1 pseudogene is annotated in these 641 nt (G+C 63.3%); it reads right to left on the reverse strand.

Annotated features, from left to right (window positions below):
- A pseudogene (locus ACG2E4_RS18470) lies at window positions 1-641 on the reverse strand (gfo/Idh/MocA family oxidoreductase); the annotation flags it as partial.

The following is a 641-nucleotide window of genomic DNA, read 5'->3' on the forward strand; positions in this document are numbered from 1 at the left end:
GTAAACTCCGGCAGGTGTTTGATTTCGCCCCCGTTCATCGCCGACTCATGCGCCAGCAGGCCCACGCAGGTCCAGTTGGCCGACTGCCGCGCGTTCGGGTAGGGCTCGCGATCGTTGGCAATCGAGTCCACAAACTCATGCGCCAGGTGCGGGTGGGATCCGCCGTGGCCCCCGCCCTGGATAAACGACAGGTGGGCGTGCTCGTCGGCGTCATAGACCCCCTCCCGGGTGAACTCCTGGATCTCCTCTGGCAGCCGGTGGCCGTAGTCGGGCACCTGGACCCGCTCGGGGATCTCCGGTTCGGGCTTCTTGGCCGTGTGGATGACCGGGTCTTCGCCTTCAATCAGCGGCCATTCGAAAGATTTCTTGGAACCGTAGGCATCGAAGCTCTCCCGGTACTGCCGGGCCGTGTCGAACAGGCTGCGGTAGATATGGGCTGAGATATCTGAATCTTTCAGCTTGATGTGGCAGGTCTCGACCGCAAACGGGGAGCCGGACTTGGCGATCAGCTCGTCGCTGATCTTCCCGGAGCCGAAGCAGGAGACGTACTCCGCATCGGCGTCGGTCAGCCCCAGCACCGGGCTCACCACGTGGGTGGCGTAGTGCATCGGCTTCATGTACTGCCAGTATTCGGGCCAGCC

Source organism: Halalkalibaculum sp. DA384, from assembly GCF_043951955.1.
Lineage (GTDB): Bacteria > Bacteroidota > Rhodothermia > Balneolales > Balneolaceae > JAMQKA01.